At 68.4% G+C, this 24,303-nt stretch carries 15 protein-coding genes and 3 rRNA genes; 13 read left to right on the top strand and 5 right to left on the bottom strand.

Features of this window, described 5'->3' with window-relative positions; translation table 11 throughout:
• Positions 1–43 precede the first annotated feature (43 nt).
• From BS83_RS22960 to BS83_RS22950, 3 genes are all read right to left on the bottom strand, one after another.
• Entirely contained in the window at positions 44–436 is a 393-nt protein-coding gene (locus tag BS83_RS22960) for a hypothetical protein (RefSeq protein ID WP_037605449.1), read from the bottom strand.
• A gap of 23 nt (positions 437–459) precedes the next feature.
• The gene (locus BS83_RS22955) at positions 460–1,290 is read right to left on the bottom strand and encodes a heavy metal-binding domain-containing protein (protein WP_198035283.1); all 831 of its coding nucleotides are present in this window, start codon (positions 1,288–1,290) and stop codon (positions 460–462) included.
• Positions 1,291–1,354: 64 nt separating this feature from the next.
• Positions 1,355–2,380, bottom strand: coding sequence for a heavy metal-binding domain-containing protein (locus BS83_RS22950; RefSeq protein ID WP_084713879.1), 1,026 nt, complete (start codon positions 2,378–2,380; stop codon positions 1,355–1,357).
• A gap of 288 nt (positions 2,381–2,668) precedes the next feature.
• Between BS83_RS22950 and ahcY the strand changes: the two genes are divergently transcribed.
• The 8 genes from ahcY to BS83_RS22910 all read left to right on the top strand — a co-directional run bounded on the left by ahcY (position 2,669) and on the right by BS83_RS22910 (position 14,931).
• Positions 2,669–4,129, top strand: coding sequence for an adenosylhomocysteinase (gene ahcY / locus BS83_RS22945; RefSeq protein WP_037605447.1), 1,461 nt, complete (start codon positions 2,669–2,671; stop codon positions 4,127–4,129).
• Between the two features lie 57 nt (positions 4,130–4,186).
• Positions 4,187–4,807, top strand: a complete 621-nt coding sequence (locus tag BS83_RS22940; RefSeq protein ID WP_037605446.1) for a hypothetical protein — start codon at positions 4,187–4,189, stop codon at positions 4,805–4,807.
• 329 nt (positions 4,808–5,136) lie between these two features.
• Positions 5,137–6,655: ribosomal RNA gene (locus tag BS83_RS22935) — 16S ribosomal RNA — on the top strand.
• Between the two features lie 236 nt (positions 6,656–6,891).
• A 23S ribosomal RNA gene (locus tag BS83_RS22930) occupies positions 6,892–9,992 on the top strand.
• 59 nt (positions 9,993–10,051) lie between these two features.
• Positions 10,052–10,168: ribosomal RNA gene (gene rrf / locus BS83_RS22925) — 5S ribosomal RNA — on the top strand.
• Together the 16S, 23S and 5S rRNA genes form the textbook arrangement of a ribosomal RNA operon.
• A gap of 171 nt (positions 10,169–10,339) precedes the next feature.
• Entirely contained in the window at positions 10,340–11,017 is a 678-nt protein-coding gene (gene mtrA / locus BS83_RS22920) for an MtrAB system response regulator MtrA (RefSeq protein WP_037605443.1), read from the top strand.
• Between the two features lies 1 nt (position 11,018).
• Positions 11,019–13,097 (top strand): MtrAB system histidine kinase MtrB, encoded by a 2,079-nt coding sequence (gene mtrB, locus BS83_RS22915; RefSeq protein WP_051943661.1) that lies wholly within the window; start codon positions 11,019–11,021, stop codon positions 13,095–13,097.
• 1 nt (position 13,098) lies between these two features.
• Complete coding sequence (locus BS83_RS22910; RefSeq protein WP_157597287.1) at positions 13,099–14,931, top strand: LpqB family beta-propeller domain-containing protein; 1,833 nt, start codon at positions 13,099–13,101, stop codon at positions 14,929–14,931.
• Between the two features lie 42 nt (positions 14,932–14,973).
• On the opposite strand, the gene BS83_RS22905 is transcribed toward BS83_RS22910, so the two are convergent.
• Complete coding sequence (locus BS83_RS22905) at positions 14,974–15,672, bottom strand: ComF family protein (RefSeq protein ID WP_232248461.1); 699 nt, start codon at positions 15,670–15,672, stop codon at positions 14,974–14,976.
• 385 nt (positions 15,673–16,057) lie between these two features.
• Here BS83_RS22905 and hpf point away from each other — a divergent pair, with 385 nt between their 5' ends.
• Both hpf and BS83_RS22895 read left to right on the top strand, forming a co-directional pair.
• A complete protein-coding gene (gene hpf / locus BS83_RS22900) occupies positions 16,058–16,684 on the top strand; it encodes a ribosome hibernation-promoting factor, HPF/YfiA family (protein WP_408641100.1) in 627 nt (208 codons plus the stop codon).
• Between the two features lie 186 nt (positions 16,685–16,870).
• A complete protein-coding gene (locus BS83_RS22895) occupies positions 16,871–17,539 on the top strand; it encodes a response regulator (RefSeq protein WP_051943658.1) in 669 nt (222 codons plus the stop codon).
• Positions 17,540–17,576: 37 nt separating this feature from the next.
• Here BS83_RS22895 and BS83_RS22890 read toward each other — a convergent pair whose 3' ends face one another.
• Complete coding sequence (locus BS83_RS22890; RefSeq protein WP_037605438.1) at positions 17,577–18,773, bottom strand: winged helix-turn-helix domain-containing protein; 1,197 nt, start codon at positions 18,771–18,773, stop codon at positions 17,577–17,579.
• A gap of 282 nt (positions 18,774–19,055) precedes the next feature.
• On the opposite strand from BS83_RS22890, the gene BS83_RS22885 reads away from it, so the two are divergent.
• From BS83_RS22885 to BS83_RS22875, 3 genes are all read left to right on the top strand, one after another.
• Positions 19,056–21,269 carry a hypothetical protein gene (locus BS83_RS22885; RefSeq protein ID WP_063774215.1) on the top strand — a complete coding sequence of 738 codons (2,214 nt, stop codon included), beginning with the start codon at positions 19,056–19,058 and terminating at the stop codon, positions 21,267–21,269.
• Positions 21,270–21,359: 90 nt separating this feature from the next.
• A complete protein-coding gene (pelF, locus tag BS83_RS22880; protein ID WP_051943656.1) occupies positions 21,360–22,865 on the top strand; it encodes a GT4 family glycosyltransferase PelF in 1,506 nt (501 codons plus the stop codon).
• The gene (locus BS83_RS22875; RefSeq protein ID WP_051943654.1) at positions 22,862–24,253 is read left to right on the top strand and encodes a hypothetical protein; all 1,392 of its coding nucleotides are present in this window, start codon (positions 22,862–22,864) and stop codon (positions 24,251–24,253) included. Before pelF ends, BS83_RS22875 begins: the two co-directional genes overlap by 4 nt.
• Positions 24,254–24,303: the final 50 nt, after the last annotated feature.

Below are 24,303 nucleotides of genomic sequence, written 5' to 3'. Positions count from 1 at the left end.
GGTGGCTTGTCGCGCAGTTCCCCGCGCCCCCGAGGTGGTGCCACTAGAGGCCGAGGACGAGCTTCTCCAGTGCCGCGCGGGCGCGGGCGTCGGACTGGGCGCGAGCCGAGACCGCCGTCGCGAGTTCGTGGACCCACTCGTCCAGCGCGACCTGCTTGCGGGAGAGGACCACGCCGCGGACCACGGTGGCCACCTCACCCTGCGGTCGGCCGTGAGCCAGCAGCAGGATCAGGCGGCGGTCGTCCAGCGCGATCTCCAGCCGCTCGACCGTGCCGGCGCGGCCCGCCAGCCGGTCGGAGACGGACCGCTTCCGCGTGAACTCGACAGAGCCCGGCGGCAGCGCGTCCGCCAGTGAACCCGTCAGCACCTGGGCATACATGTCCAGATCCGCCGCGTCCCGGCGCAACGCCGCCGCCAGCAGCTCGATCTCGCTCATCCCGCTCGCTCTCCCTCTTCGCGTCAGCCGTCCAGGCTCAGGACCATCGTCGGCCGCTCGATCTCGTGGTCCGGGCGCAGCGGGCGGACCGCCGTGCCGATCGAGAAGAACTCCGTGGTGTGCCCGCCCCAGCGGTGGTTGTGGGCGTTCAGCTGAACCCCCACCACTCCCTCGGCGTGCAGCGCCTCGGCCTCGGCCTGCATCCGCGCCATCGCCAACTCGCGCGCGTCGTACAAGGCCTGGGTGAACTGCTCGATCTCCACATTCTTGCCGATGTTCGAGAACACCGCGCCCATCCGCTGGTGTGCGATGTGGTACACGCAGGTGCCCATCACCATGCCCAGCGGGGCGTAGCCCGCGCGGATCAGCGTCCAGAAGTCCTGGCCCGAGAGGTCCGAGGTGAACGGCTGGTTCTTGTTGTTGCGCCAGCTGCCGCCGCCGGGGGGCGCGTGGTCGGCCTTGACCGCCGTGCCGATGGCGATGAACTCCGCGATGTCGTTGCCGAACTCGCGCGCCTCCACCGAGAGCCGGACGCCCACGATGCCGTCCGCGCCCAGCTGGGCCGCCTCCGCCTCCATCCGCGTCATGGCCAGCTCGCGGGCGTGGTACATCGCCTGGCTCAGGGTCTCCAGCTCCTGGTTCTTGCCCCAGCGCCCGAACTGGATGCCCACGTGGTAGATCGAACTGCCCAGCACCAGGCCGATCGGCTTGAAGCCGGCCTCGCGGACGAGCAGGAACTCGTTGACCGACAGGTCGCTCGTGAAGATCGAGCCGGCCTTGCCTGGCTGCAGCTCGGCCAGCCGCCGCATCGCGTCGGCGGGCACGCCCTGGGCGGTCGGGTCCGTGGTGCTCATCGGGCAGCTCCCCGTCGTGTGTGGGTCAGGAAGGTCATGGCGGTGGTCGTGGACGTGGCCGTGGTCATCCCTGGTCTCCGAGGTCGCGGAGTTCGGTGGCCAGCCTGCGGTACTCGTTCGGGTCGCCGTAGGGGCTGGACGCGACGGCCTCCAGCCGCTTGCGCAGCCGGTCGCCGCGATTGCCGAGCGGCATCACGGAGAGCGTGCGCGGCGGCTGCTCCCGGGTGCGGAAGCGGGCGATGCTCGTGCCGACCATGGTGGCCTCGGCCACGTGGTCACGCTGCTCCGAGTTGTTCGTGTTCGCGGCGCGGATGCAGGACTCCTCCCAGACCCGGAGGTCCCCGCTGGCCAGCACCACGCCGTCGCCGCCGCGCTGCCCGGCCTGCCGCCGCAGCTGCTCCCTGGCGTCGGCGCGGATGTCGTGGATCAGCCGGCTCCAGCCGGTCATCTCCGTGTTCTGCCAGGAGTACTGCTGCGACCGGGTGCGGTAGTCGTCGTGGCGGACCCCGATCGACATGCCGACCAGCAGTTCCGACGGCACCCAACCCGCGCTTATCAGCTTGGCGAAGCCCTGCCCGTCCAGGTGACAGGTGAAGGGATGCTTGGGACGCACCGGCCCCTGCGCCCGGACCGCGGTGCCGATCACCTTGAACTCCAGGCAGGTGGGCGCGCTGGGGAAGGGCTGCATGGTGAGCTGCGCGGCCACCACCCCGTCGCCGCCGAGCGCGGAGCACTCCGCCCTCATCCGGCCCAGCGCCGTCCGCCGCGCCTGGTCGAAGACGCCGACCAACTGGCGCGAAGGGGCGCCCTGGCCGGAGAGGGCGACCGGCGCGTCCCCCCGGTTGCCGTAGCTGAAGCCGTAGCCGGCGCCGGTGTAGAGGCAGTCGTGGTAGCCCCAGTACCGGCCGCTCCGGGCGACCTGGAACACCGCCGAGCCCATCACCTGGCCGACCGGCTCGAAGCCGACCGCCTTCACGGAGGCGAACTCGCCGGTCGACAGCGCGGATGTCCACGTTCCGCTCCGGCTGACCTCCGCCATGCGCTCGGCGGCGGCGGGCGGCAGCCCACCTCCGCCCCATGGAACCGTCATCCCGTCCCACTCCCGTCCGGCTTCGCGAACACTTTTCTGCGCCCCTCGGAATGTACGCACGGTGTAGATTCGTCTCAAGAACCTTTACGTCGCTGCTGATGGCGGTCGGCGGGTTCCGGGCTCCAGGCTCGGGCACGCCGAGGGAGAGAGGGCCTCCGACGCACTGGTCCGGAACAATCGGTCATACGGTTGAGGTACGCGCAAGGGTTCCCGTAACCCGCGGCCTCTTCGGCGTGTCCGCGGCCGAGTGCCGATTCCGGGCCACCGCCGCCCGCAACCCTCGACGTGATGGAGACAAGCGTGACGTCCCTCAACGCCGGCGACTTCAAGGTCGCCGATCTTTCCCTGGCCGCGTTCGGCCGCAAGGAGATCACTCTCGCCGAGCACGAGATGCCCGGCCTGATGGCGATCCGCAACGAGTACGCCGCCGCCCAGCCGCTGGCCGGCGCCCGGATCACCGGTTCGCTGCACATGACCGTGCAGACCGCGGTGCTCATCGAGACCCTCGCCGCGCTCGGCGCGGACGTGCGCTGGTGCTCCTGCAACATCTTCTCCACGCAGGACCACGCGGCGGCCGCGATCGCGGTGGGCCCGAACGGCACGGTGGAGGACCCGCAGGGCATTCCCGTCTTCGCCTGGAAGGGCGAGACGCTGGAGGAGTACTGGTGGTGCACCGAGCAGGCGCTCACCTGGGAGGGCCACTCCGGCCCGAACATGATCCTGGACGACGGCGGCGACGCCACGCTGCTGGTCCACAAGGGTGTCGAGTTCGAGAAGGCAGGTGCCGCTCCGGACCCGTCCACCGCGGACAGCGACGAGTTCCGGATCATCCTGGAGCTGCTCAACCGCACCCTGCGTGAGTCGCCGAAGAAGTGGACGGAGGTCGCGTCCGAGATCAAGGGTGTGACCGAGGAGACCACGACCGGTGTCCACCGTCTGTACGAGATGCACCGTGACGGCACGCTGCTGTTCCCGGCGATCAACGTGAACGACGCGGTGACCAAGTCGAAGTTCGACAACAAGTACGGCTGCCGGCACTCGCTGGTCGACGGCATCAACCGGGCCACCGACGTGCTGATCGGCGGCAAGGTCGCGGTCGTGTTCGGCTACGGCGACGTGGGCAAGGGCTGCGCCGAGTCGCTGCGCGGCCAGGGTGCCCGCGTGGTGGTCACCGAGATCGACCCGATCTGCGCGCTGCAGGCGGCGATGGACGGCTACCAGGTCACCACCCTGGAGGAGGTCGTCGGCCTCGCGGACATCTTCATCACCACGACCGGCAACAAGGACATCATCATGGCCGCCGACATGGCCAAGATGAAGCACCAGGCCATCGTGGGCAACATCGGCCACTTCGACAACGAGATCGACATGGCCGGCCTGGCGAAGATCGAGGGCATCGTCAAGGACGAGGTCAAGCCGCAGGTCCACACCTGGACCTTCCCGGACGGCAAGAAGATCATCGTGCTGTCCGAGGGCCGCCTGCTGAACCTGGGCAACGCGACGGGCCACCCGTCCTTCGTGATGTCGAACTCCTTCGCGGACCAGACCCTGGCCCAGATCGAGCTGTTCACCAAGCCCGAGCAGTACCCCGTCGGCGTCTACACGCTGCCCAAGGAGCTGGACGAGAAGGTCGCCCGCCTCCACCTGGACGCCCTCGGCGTCAAGCTCACCACGCTGACCCAGTCCCAGGCCGACTACATCGGCGTCAAGGTCGAGGGCCCCTACAAGCCCGAGCAGTACCGCTACTGATCCCTGCCGGGACAGCCTGAGGATTCTCCGGCGGCCGCTGGCGCATAGGCTCCACCTATGCCCAGCGGCCGTTACTCGTTCCACGACACGCACGACGACACCCCCCTGGGTGAGGAACGCTTCAGCTGCGCGGCGGGGCCGTCCGGCTGGCGCTACACGTCACAGACCTTCGCGCCCGACGGACGGGCCGACGGCGCGGTCGACCTCACCCTCGACTCGCGCTTCCGCCCGGTCCGGCTCGAACTCCGTCGGGAAGGCTGGCAGGTGCGCGGCGGCACGCTCGCCGGACTCACCTGGGTGCGCACGCATGTCGAGGACGTGGATCTCAGCCACACCCGCGAGGGCCAGGAGAAGGCACACGCCTTCGCCGGCCGCTCGCCCGCGTTTCTCGTCGCCACCGCGCGGATGCTGGCCCTGAGCGAGGGCGCGTCCACCCGCGTACGGGTCGTCTCCTTCACCGAGCCCGTCCTGGCTCCCCGCACGCTGGACCAGGGCTGGACCCTCGAAGGGATCGAAACACACCCCACCGACAGCGGCCCGCTGACGGTCCGCCGGTTCCGCGTCGCGGACCTGGAGACGGGGGAGGAGGGGCTGGTGCATCTGGCCGGTGACGTGGTGCTTTCCGCCCCTGGGGTGGAGCTGGAGGACCTGGAGACGCCACCAGGTCCCTGGATTTGACTCTGCCCGGACGGCCACGTAATGTTCTTCGAGTTGCCCCGCTGAGCGGGGCGCCAAACCCCTCGGATAATCGGAGAAATTCGGTTGACGGGGACTGCGAAATCGGGACCGGAAAGTTCTGATAGAGTAGAAAACGAAGGAAGCGCCCGGAGCGGCCCGAAAGGGAAGCGAAGGAAGCGTCCGTTCCTTGAGAACTCAACAGCGTGCCAAAAGTCAACGCCAGTTACTTTTGAGATGTTTTAAAATCAGCGAGGACGCTGTGCACGAGTCCCCCTTATTCCGGTGGGATGTCGTGCCGCTCAACGCGAATGCCCGATTACGGGAATACATTCACGGAGAGTTTGATCCTGGCTCAGGACGAACGCTGGCGGCGTGCTTAACACATGCAAGTCGAACGGTGAAGCCCTTCGGGGTGGATCAGTGGCGAACGGGTGAGTAACACGTGGGCAATCTGCCCTGCACTCTGGGACAAGCCTTGGAAACGAGGTCTAATACCGGATACGACCCTGGAGCGCATGCTCCGGGGTGGAAAGCTCCGGCGGTGCAGGATGAGCCCGCGGCCTATCAGCTTGTTGGTGGGGTGATGGCCTACCAAGGCGACGACGGGTAGCCGGCCTGAGAGGGCGACCGGCCACACTGGGACTGAGACACGGCCCAGACTCCTACGGGAGGCAGCAGTGGGGAATATTGCACAATGGGCGCAAGCCTGATGCAGCGACGCCGCGTGAGGGATGAAGGCCTTCGGGTTGTAAACCTCTTTCAGCAGGGAAGAAGCGCAAGTGACGGTACCTGCAGAAGAAGCACCGGCTAACTACGTGCCAGCAGCCGCGGTAATACGTAGGGTGCGAGCGTTGTCCGGAATTATTGGGCGTAAAGAGCTCGTAGGCGGCTTGTCGCGTCGGATGTGAAAGCCCGGGGCTTAACCCCGGGTCTGCATTCGATACGGGCAGGCTAGAGTGTGGTAGGGGAGATCGGAATTCCTGGTGTAGCGGTGAAATGCGCAGATATCAGGAGGAACACCGGTGGCGAAGGCGGATCTCTGGGCCATTACTGACGCTGAGGAGCGAAAGCGTGGGGAGCGAACAGGATTAGATACCCTGGTAGTCCACGCCGTAAACGTTGGGCACTAGGTGTGGGTCACATTCCACGTGGTCCGCGCCGCAGCTAACGCATTAAGTGCCCCGCCTGGGGAGTACGGCCGCAAGGCTAAAACTCAAAGGAATTGACGGGGGCCCGCACAAGCAGCGGAGCATGTGGCTTAATTCGACGCAACGCGAAGAACCTTACCAAGGCTTGACATATACCGGAAACGTCCAGAGATGGGCGCCCCCTTGTGGTCGGTGTACAGGTGGTGCATGGTTGTCGTCAGCTCGTGTCGTGAGATGTTGGGTTAAGTCCCGCAACGAGCGCAACCCTCGTTCTGTGTTGCCAGCGGGTTATGCCGGGGACTCACAGGAGACTGCCGGGGTCAACTCGGAGGAAGGTGGGGATGACGTCAAATCATCATGCCCCTTATGTCTTGGGCTGCACACGTGCTACAATGGCCGGTACAAAGAGCTGCGATGCCGTGAGGCGGAGCGAATCTCAAAAAGCCGGTCTCAGTTCGGATTGGGGTCTGCAACTCGACCCCATGAAGTCGGAGTTGCTAGTAATCGCAGATCAGCATTGCTGCGGTGAATACGTTCCCGGGCCTTGTACACACCGCCCGTCACGTCACGAAAGTCGGTAACACCCGAAGCCGGTGGCCTAACCCCTTGTGGGAGGGAGCTGTCGAAGGTGGGACCAGCGATTGGGACGAAGTCGTAACAAGGTAGCCGTACCGGAAGGTGCGGCTGGATCACCTCCTTTCTAAGGAGCACATAGCCGCTTGCGAGCGCATGTCTCGCACGGTTGCTCATGGGTGGAACGTTGACTATTCGGCACGCAGAGACGATGAGAGAACCAGTACTGCTTCGGCGTGGAACGTTCTCCTCGGAGGATCTGCGGGTCGGGCACGTTGTTGGGTCCTGAGGGAACGGGCTGGTGAAACAGTCTGAACCTTCTGGTCGTTGTTTGAGAACTGCACAGTGGACGCGAGCATCTGTGGCCAAGTTTTTAAGGGCGCACGGTGGATGCCTTGGCACCAGGAACCGATGAAGGACGTGGGAGGCCGCGATAGGCCCCGGGGAGCTGTCAACCGAGCTTTGATCCGGGGGTGTCCGAATGGGGAAACCCGGCAGTCGTCATGGGCTGTCACCCATACCTGAACACATAGGGTATGTGGAGGGAACGCGGGGAAGTGAAACATCTCAGTACCCGCAGGAAGAGAAAACAACCGTGATTCCGGGAGTAGTGGCGAGCGAAACCGGATGAGGCTAAACCATGGTGGTGTGAGACCCGGCAGGGGTTGCCATCATGGGGTCGTGGGATTGTGTTTCAGTCGTCTGCCGGCGGCTGGGCGAGTCAGAAACCGAGAGTGTAGTCGAAGGACATGCGAAAGGTCCGGCGTAGAGGGTAAGACCCCCGTAGACGAAACGTTCTCGGCTCGCTTATGCAACTCCCAAGTAGCACGGGGCCCGAGAAATCCCGTGTGAATCTGGCGGGACCACCCGCTAAGCCTAAATATTCCCTGGTGACCGATAGCGGATAGTACCGTGAGGGAATGGTGAAAAGTACCGCGGGAGCGGAGTGAAATAGTACCTGAAACCGTGTGCCTACAAGCCGTGGGAGCACTTCGGTGTGACTGCGTGCCTTTTGAAGAATGAGCCTGCGAGTTTGCGGTGTGTGGCGAGGTTAACCCGTGTGGGGTAGCCGTAGCGAAAGCGAGTCCGAATAGGGCGAATGAGTCGCGCGCCCAAGACCCGAAGCGGAGTGATCTAGCCATGGGCAGGTTGAAGCGCGGGTAAGACCGTGTGGAGGACCGAACCCACCAGGGTTGAAAACCTGGGGGATGACCTGTGGTTAGGGGTGAAAGGCCAATCAAACTCCGTGATAGCTGGTTCTCCCCGAAATGCATTTAGGTGCAGCGTCGCGTGTTTCTTGCCGGAGGTAGAGCACTGGATAGGCGATGGGCCCCACCGGGTTACTGACCTTAGCCAAACTCCGAATGCCGGTAAGTGAGAGCGCGGCAGTGAGACTGTGGGGGATAAGCTCCATGGTCGAGAGGGAAACAGCCCAGAACACCGGCTAAGGCCCCTAAGCGTGTGCTAAGTGGGAAAGGATGTGGAGTCGCAGAGACAACCAGGAGGTTGGCTTAGAAGCAGCCACCCTTTAAAGAGTGCGTAATAGCTCACTGGTCAAGTGATTCCGCGCCGACAATGTAGCGGGGCTCAAGTACACCGCCGAAGCCGTGTCATTCATGCTATAGCCCCAACGGGTGCATGGATGGGTAGGGGAGCGTCGTGTGCCGGGTGAAGCCGCGGAGGAATCCAGTGGTGGACGGTTCACGAGTGAGAATGCAGGCATGAGTAGCGATACAAGAGTGGGAAACTCTTGCGCCGATTGACCAAGGGTTCCTGGGTCAAGCTGATCTGCCCAGGGTAAGTCGGGACCTAAGGCGAGGCCGACAGGCGTAGTCGATGGACAACGGGTTGATATTCCCGTACCCGCTTTGAAGCGCCAACGGCGAACCTCTGAATGCTAAGGCCGTGAAGCCGCCCCGGAGTCTTCGGACAAAGGGGAGTGGTGGAGCCGCCGGCCCAACAGGGTAGTAGCTGAGCGATGGGGTGACGCAGGAAGGTAGTCCAGCCCGGGCGGTGGTTGTCCCGGGGTAAGGGTGTAGGCCGTGTGGTAGGCAAATCCGCCACACAATAGGCTGAGACCTGATGCCGAGCCGATTGTGGTGAAGTGGATGATCCTATGCTGTCGAGAAAAGCCTCTAGCGAGTTTCATGGCGGCCCGTACCCCAAACCGACTCAGGTGGTCAGGTAGAGAATACCGAGGCGTTCGGGTGAACTATGGTTAAGGAACTCGGCAAAATGCCCCCGTAACTTCGGGAGAAGGGGGGCCACGCCTGGTGACGGCACTTGCTGCCAGAGCTGGGGGTGGCCGCAGAGACCAGCGAGAAGCGACTGTTTACTAAAAACACAGGTCCGTGCGAAGCCGTAAGGCGATGTATACGGACTGACGCCTGCCCGGTGCTGGAACGTTAAGGGGACCGGTTAGCTTGGATTCGTCCAGGCGAAGCTGAGAACTTAAGCGCCAGTAAACGGCGGTGGTAACTATAACCATCCTAAGGTAGCGAAATTCCTTGTCGGGTAAGTTCCGACCTGCACGAATGGCGTAACGACTTCTCGACTGTCTCAACCATAGGCCCGGTGAAATTGCATTACGAGTAAAGATGCTCGTTTCGCGCAGCAGGACGGAAAGACCCCGGGACCTTTACTATAGCTTGATATTGGTGTTCGGTTCGGCTTGTGTAGGATAGGTGGGAGACTTTGAAGCAGCAACGCCAGTTGTTGTGGAGTCGACGTTGAAATACCACTCTGGTCGTGCTGGATGTCTAACCTGGGTCCGTGATCCGGATCAGGGACAGTGTCTGGTGGGTAGTTTAACTGGGGCGGTTGCCTCCTAAAATGTAACGGAGGCGCCCAAAGGTTCCCTCAGCCTGGTTGGCAATCAGGTGTTGAGTGTAAGTGCACAAGGGAGCTTGACTGTGAGACCGACGGGTCGAGCAGGTGCGAAAGCAGGGACTAGTGATCCGGCGGTGGCTTGTGGAAGCGCCGTCGCTCAACGGATAAAAGGTACCCCGGGGATAACAGGCTGATCTTCCCCAAGAGTCCATATCGACGGGATGGTTTGGCACCTCGATGTCGGCTCGTCGCATCCTGGGGCTGGAGTAGGTCCCAAGGGTTGGGCTGTTCGCCCATTAAAGCGGTACGCGAGCTGGGTTTAGAACGTCGTGAGACAGTTCGGTCCCTATCCGCTGCGCGCGCAGGAGTATTGAGAAGGGCTGTCCCTAGTACGAGAGGACCGGGACGGACGAACCTCTGGTGTGCCAGTTGTCCTGCCAAGGGCATGGCTGGTTGGCTACGTTCGGGAGGGATAACCGCTGAAAGCATCTAAGCGGGAAGCCTGCTTCGAGATGAGTACTCCCACCCACTTGATGGGGTAAGGCTCCCAGTAGACGACTGGGTTGATAGGCCGGATGTGGAAGCCCTGTGAGGGGTGGAGCTGACCGGTACTAATAGGCCGAGGGCTTGTCCATAGTTGCTACGCGTCCACTGTGCTGTTCTGAGACAGCGATCACCGCTTGTTTCACCGTGTTTCGGTGGTCATAGCGTGAGGGAAACGCCCGGTTACATCCCGAACCCGGAAGCTAAGCCTCACAGCGCCGATGGTACTGCAGGGGGGACCCTGTGGGAGAGTAGGACGCCGCCGAACAACCTTTCCAGTGAAGCCCCCTGACCATAGGTCAGGGGGCTTCACTGCGTTCCGGACCCGTATGGTCCCTCCCTCTCGTCACTCCCGTCCCGGGCGTCCCGCTCGAACGAGTGGCGCAAGTCTCGTCGACTGTGCCCCAGGTCACGTTTGGGAGATGAGACCATGGAAGGTATGAAGGGACGCGTCCTGATCGTCGATGACGACACTGCTCTGGCCGAGATGCTTGGCATCGTGCTGCGCGGGGAGGGATTCGAGCCAAGCTTCGTTGCCGACGGTGACAAGGCATTGGCCGTCTTCCGTGAGGTCAAGCCCGACCTCGTGCTCTTGGATCTGATGCTCCCTGGCAGGGACGGCATCGACGTCTGCCGGCAGATTCGTGCCGAGTCCGGCGTGCCGATCGTCATGCTCACCGCCAAGACCGACACCGTCGACGTCGTCGTCGGCCTGGAGTCCGGTGCGGATGACTACATGACCAAGCCGTTCAAGCCGAAGGAACTGGTCGCCCGCGTGCGGGCCCGTCTGCGTCGGGCGGAGGAGCCGAGCCCGGAGCAGTTGGCCATCGGCGATCTGGTCATCGACGTGGCCGGCCACTCCGTCAAGCGTGACGGCCGCAGCATCCCGCTCACGCCGCTGGAGTTCGACCTGCTGGTCGCGCTCGCCAGGAAGCCCTGGCAGGTGTTCACCCGCGAGGTGCTGCTGGAGCAGGTCTGGGGCTACCGTCACGCGGCCGACACGCGGCTCGTCAATGTCCACGTGCAGCGGCTCCGGTCCAAGATCGAGCGGGATCCCGAGCGGCCCGAGATCGTGGTGACGGTGCGCGGAGTCGGCTACAAGGCGGGGCCGAACTGACATGAATGGTCTGGCGCCCGTCGTCGAGCCCGACACCGACGGCGGGCAGTCGACCGAAACGAAGACCGAGCGTTCCAAGCCGATATTCGCGGCGGTCCGCCGGCAGCTCCGTCGTCCCTTCCGCCGTGCCGTGCGGCTGTACCGGCGCTCCATCCAGCTGCGCGTCGTCGCGATGACGCTGGTGCTCTCGCTCGGCGTCGTGCTGCTGCTGGGCGTCGTGGTGATGAACCAGGTCCGGAACGGTCTGTTGCAGGCGAAGCTGCAGTCGGCCACGACGCAGGCGGACAGCGGCTTCGGCGCCGCCAAGGCGGCCGCGAGCAACCTCGGCAGTGCCTACAACGGGCACAAGACCACCCCGGCGGGGCAGTCGGGGTCCGGCGTCACGTCCATCAACGTGGGCGACGCCATGTCCGACGAGGTGCAGGCGCTCGCCACCAGCGGTGCCGGCTCGTCCGACATCGTCGGCATACTGCCTGACAACGGTCTCGACTCGGGCAGCAGCCCGACCTCGCGCGGGGTTTTCGTGACCGGCGGCGTGGATCCGAGTCTGACGATTCCCGCGGATCTCCAGCAGCGGGTCCAGGCCAACCCCGGCAGCCGCCAGGGCTCCTTCACCTCCGTGAGTTACCGAAACGGTTCTGCGTCCGAGCCGGGGATGGTCTTCGGCGAGCAGATCTCGCTTCCTGACGGCAGCCCGTACCAGCTCTACTACGTCTTCCCGTTCACGCAGGAGACCAAGACGCTGAGCCTGGTCACCGGGACACTGGCGACGGCCGGCGTGTTCGTGGTGATCCTGCTCGGCGCCATCTCCTGGCTGGTCGTGCGCCAGGTCGTCACGCCGATCCGGATGGCCGCCGAGATCTCCGAGCAGCTGGCCTCCGGCCGCCTCGAAGAACGGATGAAGGTCTCCGGGACCGACGACATCACCAGGCTCGGCGAGTCCTTCAACCGGATGGCCGGTGCGCTCCAGGCCCAGATCCGGCAGCTGGAGGAGCTCTCCCGGGTCCAGCGGCGCTTCGTCTCGGACGTCTCGCACGAGCTGCGGACGCCGCTCACGACCGTGCGGATGGCGGCCGACCTGCTCTACGAGTCCCGCGAGGACTTCAACGACCCCTCGGCCGAGCGTTCGGCCGAGCTGCTGCAGAACCAGCTGGACCGCTTCGAGTCGCTGCTCGCGGATCTGCTGGAGATCAGCCGCTTCGATGCGGGCGCGGCGATTCTCGACTCCGAGCCCGCCGACCTGCGCGACGTCGTGGGCCGGGTCATCGAGGCCGCCGGTCCGCTGGCCGAGCGCAAGGGCAGTGAGGTCCATGTCATCGGCGGCGGCGAGCCGGTCGTGGCCGAGGTTGACCCGCGCCGGATCGAGCGGATTCTGCGCAATCTGGTCGTCAACGCGCTGGAGCACGGCGAGGGCCGCGACATCGAGGTGCGGCTCGCGGCCGGCGACGGCGCGGTCGCGGTGGCCGTGCGGGACCACGGGATCGGCCTGAAGCCCGGCGAGGCGGCCCGCGTCTTCAACCGTTTCTGGCGGGCCGATCCGGCTCGTGCCCGGACCACGGGCGGCACGGGGCTGGGTCTCTCCATCGCCCTGGAGGACGCCGCGCTGCACGGAGGCTGGCTGCACGCCTGGGGTGAACCCGGCGGCGGCTCGCAGTTCCGGCTGACGATCCCCCGCAACGCGGGCCACGAGATCACGCGTTCGCCGATTCCGCTGGAGCCGGAGGACTCGCGCGGCAACCTGGGCCTGGACGTCTCCGGCAGCCCCTACCGTCGGGCCCGCCCGGCGGGGGCGACGGCCGTGCTGGCCACGGCGGGCGACGTGGAGCAGCAGCCGAGCCTGGGCCCGGGGCTGGGCGGCGTGCTCGGTTACGGCTCGGTGATTCCGGCGCTGCCGGGTCCTGGCCGGGGCCTGCCGGCCAGCAATCCCGCCGATCTCGGCCCGGTGTCCGGGCTGGGCGCGGGCTTCGGTACGGGGAACGCCCAGGTGGTCGTGGCCAAGGAGCCGCGGGGCGCCTGTGCGGCCGCGCCCGATTCCGCCGACCAGACCGACGACCGTGAGCTGCCCCGTGGAGAGTCCTGAGATGTCACGTCGAGACGGGCGTCGTGCGGCCGGTTCACGTCGGAACGTGGTGCGCGGCACCGCCCTGGCCGGGGGCGTGCTGGTGCTTGCCGGCTGCGCGACGATGCCCGACCGGGGTCCGATCCCGGCCGGTTCCGCCGAGGCGACGGGCAACACGCTGAACACCCGGGCGGAGCTGATCGCGGCCCCGCCGAAGGACGGCGAGGACCCGCAGGCGCTGGCCAAGGGTTTTCTGGACGGTCTGGCGAGCGACGAGGCGAACTACAGCGTCGCGCGCCGGTACCTGGCCGACGGCACGGCCTGGAATCCGCAGGCCAAGGTCACCGTCCTGGACTCGGTGCAGGTTCCCCCGCCCGACGTCCTCGCCGACGGCAAGACCGCCGACGTCACGGTCGAGGGCCGTGAGACGGCCACGTTGGACGTGCACGGCTCGTACACGCCCGGGTCCGGTCAGGTGGTCTCCCAGACCTTCGTCTTCGCGAAGAACGACAAGGGCCAGTGGCGGATCAAGTCGCTGCCGAACGGCATCCTGATCCGCCAGCAGGACTTCTCGCGGATATACGAGTCGGTGAACCTGTACTTTCCCGCCGCCAGGGGACTGAACGGCAACAGGGTGAGCCCGTTGGTCGCCGACCCGGTCTATCTGCGCAGCCGGATCGATCCGCTGACCACGGCGGCGCGGCAGTTGCTGGCGGGCCCCAGCGACTGGCTCTCCCCGGTCGTGTCCTCACCGTTCCCGGCCGGTTCCTCGGTGAATCTGGACACCAGCAGCGACCAGGCGAAGGTGTATCTGACGCTGGGGCGCGGCGGGGACTGGAACGCCAGCGACTGCCTGGCGATGGCAGCCCAGTTCTACGCCACGCTGACGCAGCTGGAGGTGCGGGTCCAGGGCGTCACCAAGCCCAAGTCGGTCGCGCTCTATCCGGGGCACGGCGGCGGGGCGGGGTGCACGGCGAACAGTGAGGGCAGCGCCAACCCGGTCACTCCGAACGGCGGGACCGCGTACTACCTCAACGCGGATCATCATCTGACGAGTGTCGTTCCCTCGGCCGGCAACGGGGGTGGCGCCTCGGTGGCGGGCGTCAACGGGCAGCTGGTTCCGGCCAACGTGACCATCGGCTCCTTCGCGGTGGCGCCGACCCTGCTGCAGCAGGTCGCGTCCGTGTCGCAGAACGGCCAGTCGCTGTACGTCAGTTCGCTGCACGCGACGACGGCGCCCGCCAAGTCGACGCTGCAGAGCGCGGCTCCCGGAGGGTTCTCCGCGCCGAGCTGGGACGGGACGAGCACGCTGTGGGTCGCGGATCTGGACCCGGGGAATCCCAGGCTCCGGGTCGTCATCAACGGTCGGGAGGCCCGGGTCAGGGTCCAGAACCTCCAGGGTGTGGTGCAGCAGGTGAGGGTCGCCCCCGACGGGGCGCGGGTGGCGCTGCTGGTCCAGGACGGGACGCAGACCAAGGTGCAGATCGGCCGGGTGCTGCGCACCGGGAGCGACAGTGCGCCGCAGATCGAGGTGGACGCGCTGCGCGACACGGCCAGGGACATCAGCTCCGTCAGCTCGTTGGCGTGGCAGGACGGCGACAGTCTGGTGGTCGTCGGTCAGCAGGCGGGGACCACCAGTGTGGTCTCCGTCGAGATGGACGGTTCGTCGCCGACGCCCGGCACCCTCCAGGCGCTCACCGACATCGCCGACATCACGGCCAACCCGGGGGAGCCGGACGAGCCGCTCTTCGCGACGACGGCCAAGGCCGGCCAGGTCTTCTTCCAGCAGGCGGTGGGGACCTGGGCGACGATCGGCTCCGAGCCCAAGGGGACTGCGGTCCGCTACCCCGGCTAGCAGCGACGGGCGCCGGCCCTTCGGCGCCGAGCCGGTGTCGCGTCAGAGCCGTGTGGGTGCGGCGACCACCGCGGCGGCCAGGACGTCCGCGCCGGCCTCGCTGAGGGCACGGGCCGCATCGGCGAGGCTCGCGCCGGTCGTGACCAGGTCGTCGACCACCAGAACATGGCCGGAGCGCAGCTCGCGGCAGGGCCGGTCCACGCGGAGCGCGCCGCGCAGGTTGCGTCGGCGTGCCGCCGCGTCGAGGCCGGCCTGGTCGGCGACGGCGCGGGCGTGTCGCAGCACGGGCAGTACACGGGCGGGGACATGGGAGCCGCGCAGCGTCCTGGCGGCCGCGCGGGCCAGGCGTGTCGTCGGGTCGTGGCCGCGGGCGCGGGTCGCCCTGGCGGTGGACGGCATCGGGACCAGCAGCAGCGGCGCCGCGTGACCGGGATCCAGCGGGACGGCGGCCCGGACGGCGCGCGCCAGAGCGTGGCCGAGGGCGGGAGCGAGCCGCAGGGCTCCCCGTTCCTTGTGGGCGAGCAGCGCCTGGCGGACCGTGCCGTCGTAGGGAAGCGCGGCGTAGACCTCGGGCAGCCCCGGCGGCGGCCGGAGAGGGCGCGCCAGATGCGGCTCGGCGCCCTCCAGGAGCGCCCGGCAGGGGCCGCAGAGCTGCGCGTGACCGAGACCGCAGCCGACGCAGCACGCGGGCAGCAGCAGGTCGAGGGCGGCGTCGAGCAACGAGACGGAGGGCCGCTCCACGGGAGCCTCCCGGCGCGGTCGGGGGTACGGTCGAGGTAGGTGTCGAAGCGGAGCCAAGAGTGCCCCGGGCACCCCGTTGACGTGGAGCATTTACGCGATGTTCATCCGAACGGGGGTAGGTACCGCGCGGGGGCTGTACAAGACCCCTCTGCGCCGCGAATTTGGGAGGTCAGGACATATGGCCCCCTCGGTCGGAAATTTCGGCCCGAGTCGGACAGGCGGATCCCGGGGAACCGTTGTTCCATGGGGTTCCCACCGTTCCGATTGGGGATGAAGGGGACTGAGGGGCGCACCGCCCGGCCCCGAGCGGGCGGCGCAGCGTACTCGATGGGCCCGAAGGACCTACGGGTCCGTGGGCATGAAGCGCGAAAGATCGGAGTTCTGCGTGGACATCGTCGTCAAGGGTCGCAAGACCGAGGTTCCGGAGCGGTTCCGCAGGCACGTCGCCGAGAAGCTCGAGCGGATCAACAAGCTCGACGGCAAGGTGATCAGCGTCGACGTGGAGCTCTCGAAGGAACACAACCCGCGCCAGTCCGACCACGCCGACCAGGTGGAGATCACGCTGCACAGTCGCGGCCCGGTCATCAGGGCGGAGGCGAGCTCCTCCGACCCGTACTCCGCGCTCGACCTGGCCTCGGCCAAGCTCGACGCGCAGTTGCGCAAGGCTGCGGACCGGCGGCGGATCAGCAAGGGACCGCGCGCGCCGATGAGCGTCGCCGAGGCGACCGCGTCCCTGTCGGACACTCCCGGGCAGGCTCCCGCCGAGGAGCTCAACCCGACGCCCAGGAAGACGATGCAGGGATCGGTGCAGGTGGAGGGCGACGGGCCGCTGGTGGTCCGCGAGAAGACCCACCCCGCCGAGCCGATGGCGCTGGACCAGGCGCTGTACGAGATGGAGCTGGTCGGCCACGACTTCTACCTGTTCGTGGATGCGGAGACCAAGCAGCCGAGCGTGGTCTACCGCCGGCACGCCTACGACTACGGTGTGATCCACCTGAAGGTCGAGGCGTAGTCTCTCCACGGCCGTCACCGCCGTGGTGACACAGGCCGTGACCGCGTAACGAAGCGACGACACAGCGTCGCGTTCGAGGGTTCCCCCGGCACACTTCCGGGGGAACCCTCTGTGGACGGGTGATCGCGACTCCCGCGAAGCGTGGAATCATGTCGCTGACAGCCGCCCACCGAGGGGGAGGACCGGATGGTGGAGCCGATCCGGGTACTGGTCGTGGACGACCACGCGCTCTTCCGGCGCGGACTGGAGATCGTCCTCGCCCAGGAGGAGGACATCGCCGTCGTCGGCGAGGCCGGAGACGGGGCCGAAGCGGTGGAGAAGGCGGCGGATCTGCTGCCGGACATCATCCTGATGGATGTGCGGATGCCGCGCCGCAGCGGCATCGAGGCGTGCACGGCCATCAAGGAGGTCGCGCCCAGCACGAAGATCATCATGCTGACCATCAGCGACGAGGAGGCGGACCTCTACGAGGCGATCAAGGCGGGCGCCACCGGATACCTGCTGAAGGAGATCTCCACGGACGAGGTGGCCACGGCCATCCGCGCGGTCGCCGACGGCCAGTCGCAGATCAGCCCCTCCATGGCGGCCAAGCTGCTGACCGAGTTCAAGTCGATGATCCAGAAGCGGACGGACCAGCAGGAGCTGCTGCCCGCACCACGGCTGACGGACCGCGAGATGGAGGTGCTGAAGCTCGTGGCGACGGGGCTGAACAACCGTGACATCGCCAAGCAGCTCTTCATCAGCGAGAACACCGTGAAGAACCACGTGCGCAACATCCTGGAGAAGCTGCAGCTGCACTCCCGGATGGAGGCCGTGGTCTACGCGATGCGGGAGAAGATCCTCGAAATAGGCTGACCGCCTCCCACCGCGCGCAGCCCGCCGCTGGACGGGGCTAGGCGTCGAGCCGCTTCTGCAGCGGGGCGCGCAGGGACTCGTCGTGCAGCTGCTCGACCCTGACCGCGTCGCAGCCGACCCAGCCGGCTGCCTCGCGCAGCGCCTCCGCCAGCGCGTCCAGGGCCTTGGGGGTGGTGAGCGAGACCTGACGGGCCACCAGCGTCCGGCCCTCGCGGGCGGGATCGACGCGGCCCACCAGACGGCCGCCGGCCAGCAGCGGCATGGTGAAGTAGCCGTGGACCCGCTTGTGCCGCGGCGTGTACGCCTCCAGGCGGTGGGTGAAGCCGAAGACCCGCTCGGTGCGGGCCCGGTCCCAGATCAGTGAGTCGAACGGCGAGAGCAGCGTCGTGCGGTGACGGCCGCGCGGCTCCTCAGCCAGGGCGGCCGGATCCGCCCAGGCCGTGACGCCGTCGCCGCCGCGCTTCGAGCCGTTCGCCCAGCCGTGGACCCTGACCGGCACCAGACCGGAACCCGGCAGGGCCGCGGCGACCTGGTCGATCCGCAGCCGGTGGTAGTCGGCCAGATCCTTCTCGGTGGCCACGCCGAGGGCGGTGCCGGACTGGGCGACCAACTGCCGCAGGCAGGCTGCGTCGTCGAGCTCGGTGTTCAACAGCTCGGCAGGGACGGCCTGTTCGGCCAGCGAGTAGACCCGGCGCCAGCCGCGGCGCTCCGAGCAGACCACCACGCCGGTGTCCAGCAGCCACTCGACGGCGATCTTCGACTCGGACCAGTCCCACCACTCGCCGCCCTTCTTGGCGCCGCCCAGGTCCGAGGTCAGCAGCGGGCCCTCGGCGCGGAGCTTCGCGACGATCTCGGCGCAGGAGCGCTCGGCGTCCTCCATCCGGTGCCAGCGGTGGCCGCGTTCCAGGAAGCGGCGGCGGCGGAACGCGAAGAGCGGCCACTCCTCGACCGGCAGCACACAGGCGGCGTGCGACCAGTACTCGAAGGACCGGCCGCCGCTCCAGTAGGCGGCCTCGACCGCGGGCCGCCCGACGGCCCCGAGCCTCGCGTAGGGGATCAGCTCGTGCGAGCGGGCCAGCACCGAGATCGTGTCCAGCTGGACCGAGCCGAGCCGCCGCAGCATCCCGCGCACGCCGGCCCGGCGGTCGGGCGCCCCGAGCAGGCCCTGCGCCCGCAGGGCGATCCGACGGGCCTGGTCGGCGGTGAGCTCGGGAAGCTGCGGCGAGGTGGTCATGCACCGCAGCCTAGGCCGCGCCACTGACAGTCCTCACCGTTGCGAGTGACGCTAATCAAACGACCGTCCACAAGCTCACGCCGACGAGTGGAGAAAGCCGATCGGAGTGGGTTTGCCGCCCCGGCTGCTCCTAGCCTGGCATTCGCAGCCGGAGAGCTGCCCGCGGGGGGCTGGGGGTTCTGCGGGTCTTCGGGACTGTTTCGGGGATTCCTTTCATTCTTTCTTCTTCGATTCTTTCGGCGTGCGCGAAATCTGTCCGTGCACGCCCCTGGGAGGGACGACATGGGTCGTAGGACCCGTTGGGCCGCCGCGTTCACCGCGGCGGGACTGCTGGCGCTCAGCGCGCCGGCCGTCGGGGCGAGCGCGGCGAACACCGCGCAGCGGATCGACCTCAGAGTCCTCGTCGTGGACGACGGCGGGCCCTCGGTGGCCGCCATCGTCAACGAGCTGGACCTCACCGGCACGCCCTACACCAGGGTGAGCCTCTCGGACGCGTCGCGGCCCACGATCAACGCCGCCTTCCTGAGCGGCACGGACTCCAGCGGCCGGGCCGAGGCGCGCTACCAGGCCGTGGTGCTGCCCAACAACGCGCCGTTCCCCGCCGGTTCGGCGGAGATGGCGGCGCTGGCGAGCTACGAGCAGACCTTCGGCGTCCGCCAGGTCGACGCGTACACCTACGCGCAGCCCGCCGTCGGGCTCAACTGGCCGGCCTCCCCCGGCTACATCGGCGCGCTGGACGGGATGCAGGGCGCGGTCACCACGGCCGGCCTCGGCGGCCCGTTCCGCTACCTCAAGGGCAGCGTGCCCTTCGAGGACAACGACCCGAGCGTGACCGAGAGCTACGGGTACCTGGCCACGCCGCTGGCCACGCAGGCCGCGGGCGCCTCGTTCACCCCGATGGTCACCATGCCGATCCCGAACGGCGGGGGCGCCCAGGGCGTGCTCGCCGGCGAGTACGACCACGGCGGCGTGTCGGAGCTGGTGCTCACCTTCGCCTACAACCAGTACCAGCAGCAGTACCGCCTGCTGGCGCGCGGCATCGTCGACTGGATGACGCAGGGCGTCCACATCGGCTACGACCGCAACTACTTCGCCATGCACATCGACGACGTCATGCTGCCGGACGACCGCTGGAGCAGCACGGCCAAGTGCACCCCCGGCGACGCCGCCTCGGCCTGCCAGGGCACGCCCGCCGAGTCGCAGATCCGGATGACCCCGGCGGACGTGACCTACGCCCAGCAGTGGGAGAAGACGAACAACTTCACCCTCGACTTCCTCTTCAACGCCGGCGGCAGCGACGACGCCACCCAGAACGGCACGGTCGACGACCCGCTGACCGACTCCCTGCTGCAGAACAAGGCCTCGTTCCGCTGGGTCGACCACACCTACAGCCACCCGTTCCTCGGCTGCGTGCAGAACACCACGACCGTCCCCTGGTCCTGCACCACGGACGCGAGCGGCGCCACGGTCTGGACGGACCAGAAGACGATCCAGGACGCGATCACCCAGAACGTCACCTGGGCCCGGCAGAAGGGCCTGTCCATCGACGCCACCGAGCTCGTCACCGGCGAGCACTCGGGCCTCAGGACGCTGCCGCAGCAGCCGGTGGACAACCCCAACCTGGCCCCCGCGCTGAACAGCGCGGGCATCAAGTGGACCGGCAGCGACCACTCCCGCGAGCCCGACCAGCGGGCCGTCGGCGGCGCGCTCACGGTGCCGCGCTTCCCGATGAACGTCTACTACAACGCCGGCCACGTGGCCGACGAGGTCGACGAGTACAACTGGCTCTACACGGCCTCGACCCAGGGCGGCAGCGGCATCTGCACCGCCAACCCGGCCACGACGACCTGCATGCCGGCCCCGCTCGACCTCTCCACCGGCTACAGCGACTACATCGTGCCGCTGGAGTCCAGGATCGACATGGGCCACATCCTCGGCGACAACCCGGACCCGCACTACGCGCACCAGTCCAACCTGGCCGAGGACCGGATCCTCTACCCGGTGCTCAACTCGCTGTTCGCCGACTACGCGAGCCTGATGGCGGCCAACACCCCGATCGTCAACCTGCGCGAATCCGCGATCGGCAAGGAGCTGCAGCAGCGGGCCGCCTGGCAGTCGGCGGTCGCGGCCAACCAGGTCACCGCCTACCGGGTCGGCAGCACGGTCACCCTCCAGGCCCCGGCCGGGGTGCAGGTTCCGGTCACCATGCCGACGGGCACGACGCAGACGCTGCTGCTCGGCCTCGGCTCCGGCCCGGTCGGCAGCGCCTACGCGGGCGAGCTCTCGGGCTGGATGAGCCCGGGCACGCTGCAGAGCTCGATCACGCTCAAGCTGACCGCGGCCGGCACCCCGGCCGCGCCCGCCGCTCCGGCCGCCACCTCCGGGGCGACCCCGGCCGCGCCCACCACCCAGCAGCCGCTCCAGCTCTCGACGGTGGCGAAGGCGGTCCCGCTCACGGTCACCGGCGTCGCCAAGCTGCTGCACGGGCAGAAGTAGCCCGGCCGTACCACCGGGGGCGTGCGGCCAGGCGGCCGCACGCCCCCGAACTCCGCACGAACGACAACTGCACGAGGGGGGCAAGCCCGCATGAACAGCCCGGGGCCGCTGGAGGTCACCCTGCTGACGGAGGGCACGTATCCGTACATCCACGGCGGTGTCAGCACCTGGTGCGACCAGTTGGTACGCGGCATGCCGGAGGTGCGATTCCACGTTCTGGGGATCACCGGCAGCGGCCAGGAGCCGGTGGTCTGGCCGTTGCCCGAGCAGGTCGCCTCGGTCAGCTCGGTGGCGATGTGGGGGCCGCCCGCTCCGGGCAGGGCCCCGCGCGGCCGGGCTCTGCGCCGCTTTCTCGCCGGCTACGAGCGTTTCCTGCTCTCCCTGCTCGACCCGGACTTCGAGCAGTACTTCGCCGACGAGCTCTACGAACTCTCCGAGTTCGCGCTCACCGGCGGCTCGTTGACCGCCGCCCTGCGCAGTGAGGGCGCGCTGCGCTCGCTCCAGGGCGTCTGGCGGCTGCCGTTCCTGCCCACCAGCCGCGACCAGCCGACCTTCCGCGACGCCTTGGAGGGAACGGACCTGCTGGAGCACGCGCTGCGGCCGCTCGCCGTGCAGCCGCCGGCCCGTGGGGTCGTGCACGTCGCGACCGGGGGTCTGGCCGCGCTGCCGGGGCTGACCGCGCGGCGCTTCCACGGTGTGCCGATGCTTCTCTCCGAGCACGGCATCTACCTGCGCGAACGCTTCCTGAGCTTCCGGGCGGCGCCCTTCTCCCGGCCGGTCAAGACGCTGTTGCTGGGCTTCTACCGGATGCTCGCCACGGAGAGTTACCGCAGTGCCGATATCGTGGCGCCCTGTAACCGTTACAACCGGCGGTGGGAGGAACGGGGCGGCTGCGACCCGCGCCGGATCCGCACCGTCTACAACGGCGTCGACCTGGAGCAGTTCCCGCAGGCCGGTGCCGAACCCGCCGAGTTGACGCTGAGCTGGGCCGGGCGGGTCGATCCGATCAAGGATCTGGAGACGCTGCTGCGGGCCTTCGCGCTGGTGCGGGCCGAGCTGCCGCAGGTGCGGCTGCGCCTCTTCGGCGGGGTTCCCGCCGGCGGTGAGGCGTACCGCGAGCGCCTGGACGCGCTGGCCGCCGAGCTGGGGGTGACGGACGCGATGGTCTTCGAAGGCCGCATCGACGCGGTCAAGGACGCGTACGCGGCCGGCTCGGTCGTGCTGCTCTCCAGCATCTCCGAGGGGTTCCCCTTCAGCCTGATCGAGGCCATGGCCTGCGGCCGGGCCACCGTCTCGACCGACGTCGGCGGCGTGCGGGAGGCGGTCGGCGACACCGGTCTGGTCGTGCCCCCGCGCGAGCCCGAGGCGCTGGCCGCCGCCACGCTGGCCCTGCTGCGCGATCCGGCGGAACGGGCCAGGCTGGGCGCCGCGGCCAGACGCCGGGTCGAGGCGGAGTTCACGGTCGAGCGGACCGTCGCGCAATTCCGTTCCCTCTACGGTGAGTTGTCGGGAGAGACGGTCTCCGCGTCGTCGCTGAGGGCGATGCTGCCGACGCAGCGGGTCGGCGGCGGCGCGAGGGCGAGGGTCGCGACGTGAGCGGGTTCGTGGAGCTGGTGCGCGGCCTGCGTCTGGAGTCGGCGCCCGAGCCGCTCCCGCACGCGGTGGCGGAGGATCCGGGCGAGGAGATCGCGGAGCGCTTCGCCGGGGTGGCCGCGAGCGCGGTCCACCCGCTCGAGGTCGTGGCGGCGATCGAGGCCGAGGGCCTCACCGACCGCCAGATCCAACAGCGCTACGGCCGACGCGATGCCTTCGAGCTCGGCGAGGAGCTGTTCCACCGCGCGCACACGGAGCCGCGGCCGTCGCGCAAGCGGGTGCCGAAGCGACTGCGTCAGCACGCGGCGTCGTCCGCCTGGGGCGTCCCCGCCTCGCGCTGCGCGCTGCGCGGACTGCTCTTCGCCCTGCCGGGCCTCGGCTACGTCCTCGGCGGACCGCCGCACGGCTCGCAGTGGAGCGTCGGCGCGGCACTGCTCTTCAGCTGGAGCTGGAGTCAGGGCGTCGCCCATCTCGCCTACGTCCGGCGGGGACGCGAGGACGTCACCGGCGCGGCCGCGGTGCTGGCGCGCGGCGGTGTGGCAGGCGCGGTGCTGGCGACGCTGCTCGCCGCGCTCGCGCCGGGCTCGTCGGCGCTCGCGGTGGTCTTCGCCACCGGGCAGGCCCTGTACTTCGCCTCGGCGACGGCGCTGCTGGTGCTGGGCCGCGAGCGCGCGCTGGTCGCGGCGCTGGCCCCGATGGCCACCGGCGCGCTGTGGATGCTCACTGCACGCCACGTGGGGGCGGGCGGCCCGCCGGACTGGCTCGGCGCGGTCCTGCTGCTGCTGTCGGTCGCCCTCGCGGTCCGGGCCGGCTGGCGCGAGACGGGCCGCCCGGCGACGGCGCGGCGCGGCGACTGGCTCCCCGAATGGCGCGACGCCCTCCAGGCCGGCTGCTTCGGCCTCGCCGTCGCCCTGCTGACCCTGGCGGACATCGGACCGGCCACCCTGGCGCTGACCCTCAGCATGGGCGGCGCGGAGTGGTTCCTCGCCCGCTGCCGCGGCGCGACGGAGCTGGCCCTGGGCCGGGCGGGCGCGACGAGGGAGTTCCAACGCCTGGTCCTCGCCGCGGTACTGCGGGGCCTGGGCGGCTACCTGCTGGTGGTCGCGGCGCTGACCTGGGCCGTGGGCCTCCTCTGGCCGAACGCGGGCGGCCCCGGCGTCGGCGGTCTGGTGGCCCTCGCGGCGGCGATCTGGACGGCCCAACTGCTCCAGTCCCTCGGCCTGCTGGGCCGGGCGACCGCCGCGGTCTGCGCGGGCGCGGCCGCGCTCGTCGCCGCCCGCGCGGCGGGCGTGCCTCCCGGCCCGGCGCAGACCTGCGTCAGCGCGGCGGCGGCCTGCGTGCTGCTCGCGGTCACCGCGCTGGCCGTCGGCGACGCGACGAGGCACCGATGAGCCCTTGGCAATGGTGGGTCAGGTGCACGCACCCAGGGGCGCGGGGAACT

Origin of the sequence: Streptacidiphilus rugosus AM-16 (assembly GCF_000744655.1) — a bacterium.
Lineage (GTDB): Bacteria > Actinomycetota > Actinomycetes > Streptomycetales > Streptomycetaceae > Streptacidiphilus > Streptacidiphilus rugosus.
Note: the sequence above shows the minus strand (reverse complement) of the source record. Positions and strands in the feature narration are given on the sequence as shown.